This window comes from Microcoleus sp. Pol10D4 (genome assembly GCF_036701555.1).
Taxonomy (GTDB): domain Bacteria; phylum Cyanobacteriota; class Cyanobacteriia; order Cyanobacteriales; family Microcoleaceae; genus Microcoleus.
In genome coordinates, this window is the sequence record NZ_JAUBRA010000141.1 from 1 (window position 1) to 4635 (window position 4635).

6 protein-coding genes and 1 tRNA gene are annotated in these 4635 nt (G+C 47.6%); 1 reads left to right on the plus strand and 6 read right to left on the minus strand.

What is annotated here, in order from left to right:
* Positions 1-395: 395 nt before the first annotated feature.
* Positions 396-584: a DUF2949 domain-containing protein gene (locus QUA36_RS30730; RefSeq protein WP_015178546.1), complete on the plus strand. Its 189-nt coding sequence runs from the start codon at positions 396-398 to the stop codon at positions 582-584.
* A gap of 413 nt (positions 585-997) precedes the next feature.
* Here QUA36_RS30730 and QUA36_RS30735 read toward each other — a convergent pair.
* The 6 genes from QUA36_RS30735 to QUA36_RS30760 all read right to left on the minus strand — a co-directional run bounded on the left by QUA36_RS30735 (position 998) and on the right by QUA36_RS30760 (position 4206).
* Positions 998-1074 (minus strand) — tRNA-Met (locus tag QUA36_RS30735).
* Between the two features lie 119 nt (positions 1075-1193).
* Positions 1194-2147 carry an asparaginase gene (locus tag QUA36_RS30740; RefSeq protein ID WP_333167194.1) on the minus strand — a complete coding sequence of 318 codons (954 nt, stop codon included), beginning with the start codon at positions 2145-2147 and terminating at the stop codon, positions 1194-1196.
* 181 nt (positions 2148-2328) lie between these two features.
* Positions 2329-2838 (minus strand): CGLD27 family protein, encoded by a 510-nt coding sequence (locus tag QUA36_RS30745; protein ID WP_333167196.1) that lies wholly within the window; start codon positions 2836-2838, stop codon positions 2329-2331.
* 2 nt (positions 2839-2840) lie between these two features.
* A complete protein-coding gene (gene rsfS / locus QUA36_RS30750; RefSeq protein WP_333167198.1) occupies positions 2841-3260 on the minus strand; it encodes a ribosome silencing factor in 420 nt (139 codons plus the stop codon).
* A gap of 137 nt (positions 3261-3397) precedes the next feature.
* The gene (gene yqeK, locus QUA36_RS30755) at positions 3398-4033 is read right to left on the minus strand and encodes a bis(5'-nucleosyl)-tetraphosphatase (symmetrical) YqeK (RefSeq protein WP_333460105.1); all 636 of its coding nucleotides are present in this window, start codon (positions 4031-4033) and stop codon (positions 3398-3400) included.
* A 38-nt stretch (positions 4034-4071) separates the two neighbouring features.
* Positions 4072-4206 (minus strand): hypothetical protein, encoded by a 135-nt coding sequence (locus tag QUA36_RS30760; protein WP_333167203.1) that lies wholly within the window; start codon positions 4204-4206, stop codon positions 4072-4074.
* Positions 4207-4635 lie beyond the last annotated feature (429 nt).

Sequence of the window (4635 nt, forward strand, 5' to 3'; positions counted from 1 at the left end):
TCAACATTAGAAATGAAGCCTTGCGGATTTTGGCGTTAGGAACTAGCGCTTCTGCCTGTGGAGGGGATGTAAGTCGAAGAGGCAAAACTTCGGTTTTGTTGGACGCCCCGCCCCGTTGAATCAGGAAGCCAGCGCTGTACCAATGAAGTGGTCAGCGTCTGGTAGTTCACATGAATTCATTTGAAGCAAACGATCGCTCGCGGAACCCCATATTTGATTCTCGGAGTTATTGTGACTGCGATCGCTTTTTTATCTGAGTTTTATCACCAGTTTTGTGCGGTTTCCATCACACATGGTTCTCTATTGTAAACCTAAAATTAGACCAATTAAACTTTCGATACAGACTGATTAGATACATATCTTTACAATAGCGCATAAAACTGGCGGTGAAGGTGATGAGAAAGGCTCAACTGATCGATTATTTGCGAGGAGAGTTGGCGATATCGAATTCGGCGATCGCCGTTGCTCTCCGACACGGTGAACAAGATGCCAGCGAACTGCCGATGGTTCTGTGGCAATACGGGTTAGTAACACTGGAACAGTTAAACCTGATTTTTGATTGGTTGGAAGCTCAGCCGACTTAGCAAATTAAAATCCTGATTTAAAAAATATGGATATCGGATTGCTATTTTTTGACAAATAAAGTTTGCACAAACGGTCGTCGAAAAGTATAGGGTTGAGTGTTTAGGTTGAGGGTGGGTCTTATTTTGTCCCAATTAGAAAAATACCAATATACAGTACGGACACAGCAGTGCTGTGTCCTCTTTTCTGTTGCCGCCTAAAATAAACTGCTTTCATATCCAATCTGGCAGCATCGGAATTAATATTACCCACAGCTTTGGAGACGGCAGTGCGGTGTCCTCTCTATCAAGGCGCTCGTGCAACCGGAAACGATATCAATCTGTCTGTCGAAGAGGCGATCGCAGAAGGCATCAAACAGACGGCATAAAACAAACCCCTGCAACTTTTAGGATGCCGGGGCTTGTCTTGTTTAATTTGGTGGCGGGAAGTGGATTTGAACCACTGACCTTCGGGTTATGAGCCCGACGAGCTACCAGGCTGCTCTATCCCGCGTCGCTTTTTGTCTCTTTACTAATATAAACACATTTTTCTAAAAATTGCAACCCCTCCATCAAAAAAACTTTTTAGATGGTGGGAGGGGTTGCTGAAATCGGATCAGAGTCTCGATCGCCCTAAAGCATCGAAACTTCCCCGATTACCTCCAAGCGCTTGAACTCGCTGAGAGTCAGGTAAGTCTCCGAAAGAGTTTCGGCGATCGTCGGAGTAATCCACCCCAACTGCTTGAGCAAGTGAATAGCCACAGCAAATTGAGCACGCTTTCCCCCATCCGTCACCTTAATTGCCAAGCCCATGCCTTCGCCAACGCGGCCAATGCACTGCACCCCTTCGGCACCGGACTTGCTCACCAATTCCCCTTGAGTCAAGCGCATCAGTTCCGTGTCAAATTTGCCCTCACCGGCAACCATCATCGGGTGATGAGTCATAGCGCGGACAATCCGCTCCATATCCACATTGTTGCCGGAGGCTAACTGAGCGTACAAAGACGCCATTTGCCCCAACTGCAACAGATAGGTAGGAGCGCCGCAGTCGTCACGAGCGCTGATAAACTCTTCGGCAGGCATTGCCAGCAAGTCAGCCACTTTGCCCAAAATAAGCTGCTGGACAGGATGTTTGCGGCGCAAATAAGTTTCCATAGGCCAGTGCAGTTGCTGGCAGACAGCCAGCATCCCGGCGTGTTTGCCGGAGCAGTTGTATTGCAGGGCGCTCTTTTTGCCTTCGGGAATGGGGCATTGAAGTTTAGAGGGGTCAATGTCGCAGCGCCACAGGACGTTAAATACCTGGCGCGATTGCTCGATCGTACCTTGATGGGAACTGCAAATAATCGCTAAATCTCGATCAGTCAATTCGTAGCGTTCTAAAGTGCCAGTCGCCGTCACCGCCAAAGCTTGAAAAGGCTTGAGTGAAGAACGGACAAATGAGGCCGTTTCCGAGTTACCAGCAACAGACAGAACGCGCCCGCGATTGTCACAGACAGCGGCCTGGGCGCGGTGCCTCGATTCCACAATACCTTCGCGCAGCAATGTGACTTCCAGTTCGGGAGCTTGGGTTCGTTTTCCCCTTGTCATATCAATTTTAGATTTTAGATTTTAGATTTTAGATTGGGGCTGGTGGAAGTTATGAGTTGCGAGCTGCCAGTTAAGAGTTATAAAGTTAATCTTTCTGCGATCGTTTCTCACTCATGCACTCCGTGCGTGTTGTTGGCTGTGGGCGGCAATCTCAAAACTCAAAACTCCCTTCCATTCGCGATTACAAACAACTCCAAGTTAGTCCCCCGGCAATCAGCAATACTGTCAAACCATAAAATGTCTGCCGCAGACGCCTGAGAATTGGTTCTAGTTGGTAGTTGACAATCAACTGATCTTGAAGAAAAACTTCGGGAGTTTTAGGCCAAGATTGACAATCGTACCAGCCAGACTCTTCGTAGACGACCGTGGGATTTGAAAGGCGCGATCGCACGTAGAACCAACCCAAGTAGAGTCGCAGCAAAGCTAATCCTAGAATAAAACCGGCACCTGCGGCACCGCACAGGACAAACTGAGCTGGATACTTGCTTGGAGCAAAGCTAGAAGCAGCTATCGGCACCGATACCAAGCAACTCCAAGCCCACACCCAAGCTAGTTTTGCCAGGTATCCGGGCCAATTGAGTGTTACCCAGCTAAAAAACCAGGATTCTTTAAGTTCTTGGTATTCATTGATCGGTCGCTGTTCTTGCGGAACGGGACAAATAGAAGCAGAAACGTTTTTCACATTAGCCATCCTCACGGCGCGGGGGAAAAGTCAATGCGTTCGGCGTGTCCCCAGAACGCTTCTAAATTGTAGAACTCCCGCTCTTGAGGTTTCAAAATGTGAATGATCGCGTCGCCGTAGTCCATGACGACCCAACTAGCGTCTGATAGGCCTTGTGTACGAAGTGGCAAGCGTTGCCACTCTTCTTCCACTTGGTCTGCTATTGCTTGGGAGATTGCTCGTACCTGCACGTTGGAAAATCCGGTGATGATCGCGAAGTAGTCTGCTAAATAGCAGACTTCTGACACGCGGAGCAATACAATATCTACTGCTTTGCGGTCATCGGCTGCTTGGGCAACGGTCATGATCAGGCCGCGAGCTTCGTCTGGGGAGGTGCTATCCGTTGCTGTAGACTGATCCCTGGAGTATTCGAGTTGAGTTAGATCTGACATTAAGTGTTTAAGTTCCTAATTGATACGGTAAGGGAGAATCGGTGTGCTTTCGCGATCGGTTGTTGGCAGTTTGAGACGGGAAATAGGAGTTAGGTTGAAGCCAAAAGTAAGCACAGGATTGCTGATAAATTTTACTTTTAACTTGTGATTTGTTCGATCGACTTCTGGGTCGAATTTCCTGTTTCCGGCGATTCGCGGGCCATTTGCAGCGCCCAATTGCGGGTAAGTACGGTGCGGGGGTGGATGTAGCAGCGAGTTTCTAGCAAATATTTAAGAGAATAATCGCTAGTTTGCCACACGGCTGCATAAAGATTTTGCAAGCTTGCCTCGCGCAGTGCTTCTAGTTGGGGTGTGTTGCCGCGGCTCGGCTCTATGGTATCTGCTATGAATACGGTACAACTGAGCTGGCTCATGTTTGGTCTGCCGAGGGTGTGATTGGCGATTGCGTCCAAAATTTCTCGATCGACCACCCCGAATTCGTCTCTGGCGACGATCGCGCTGGCGTCTGCGTGCAGCAAATGCGGGTGTGCTTCCAACACTGAGTCTAACTCTAAACCTTCCTTCTGGGCCATTTGCAGCAGCAGTTGAGGTTTGAAGTATTTTGCCAAATCGTGCAACAAACCGGCTGATCGGGCTTTTGCTTCGTCGAGGCCGTAATGGCGAGCCAAGTCACCTGCTACTTGTTCGACTCCGAGGATGTGTTTGATGCGGGCAGCAGGAACGCGGTCAGAGAGCCAAGCTAGGACGTTTTCGCGCGCGGGTGCAAGTGTCAAATATTAACTCCAAAATTGTGTGATCTAATATTTTTATTTTAGCGTTTTGTTTCGATCGGCTGCTGCGTCGGGCACGCAGGGGTGTGGTGGCTTCTGGCATGGGGAGGGGTGAAGGGGGCGATCGGCTGTTTGGGAGATACGTTATCTTTTCTGGTAACTGCTGGAATCTTCAAAACATTCCCTAGCTGAACAATTAGTCTAATGGACTTGCTATTTTTGGTAATTCTCTCATTTTTTCTATTTTTAGTCAGTGCTATCAAAGATTATTTTGTCGTTGAGCCGCTGCTAGCTTCTATGGGAATTTTTAGGAGTATTTTCTTAATTCAACCTAAAAACTTTTTCTAAAAACTTTAATAAAAATGGCTGTAACGGGAAGTCAAAAGTCTGTTTAAGTAATCTGTATTTTACTTTTTATCCGGGTAGTCAAGGCTTTCTGGATAGCGGCGGGGACAGTTCAAGTTCTCGTTTTATTGGCGACTTAAATCGCTCAACCATCAGTATTTCATTTTTTTTTGTATTTATGTTACAATACTCCGGACAGTTTTTAAGCAGCCAGAGTACCATAAGACAAGACTGAAGGAAGGTTAGGGTGATTTAAAATC

Coding starts and splice junctions, on each gene's coding strand:
- QUA36_RS30740 (WP_333167194.1), bottom strand. CDS start 2,147: ATGACAAGGGGAAAACGAACCCAAGCTCCCGAACTGGAAGTCACATTG.
- rsfS (WP_333167198.1), bottom strand. CDS start 3,260: ATGTCAGATCTAACTCAACTCGAATACTCCAGGGATCAGTCTACAGCA.
- QUA36_RS30730 (WP_015178546.1), top strand. CDS start 396: ATGAGAAAGGCTCAACTGATCGATTATTTGCGAGGAGAGTTGGCGATA.
- QUA36_RS30745 (WP_333167196.1), bottom strand. CDS start 2,838: ATGGCTAATGTGAAAAACGTTTCTGCTTCTATTTGTCCCGTTCCGCAA.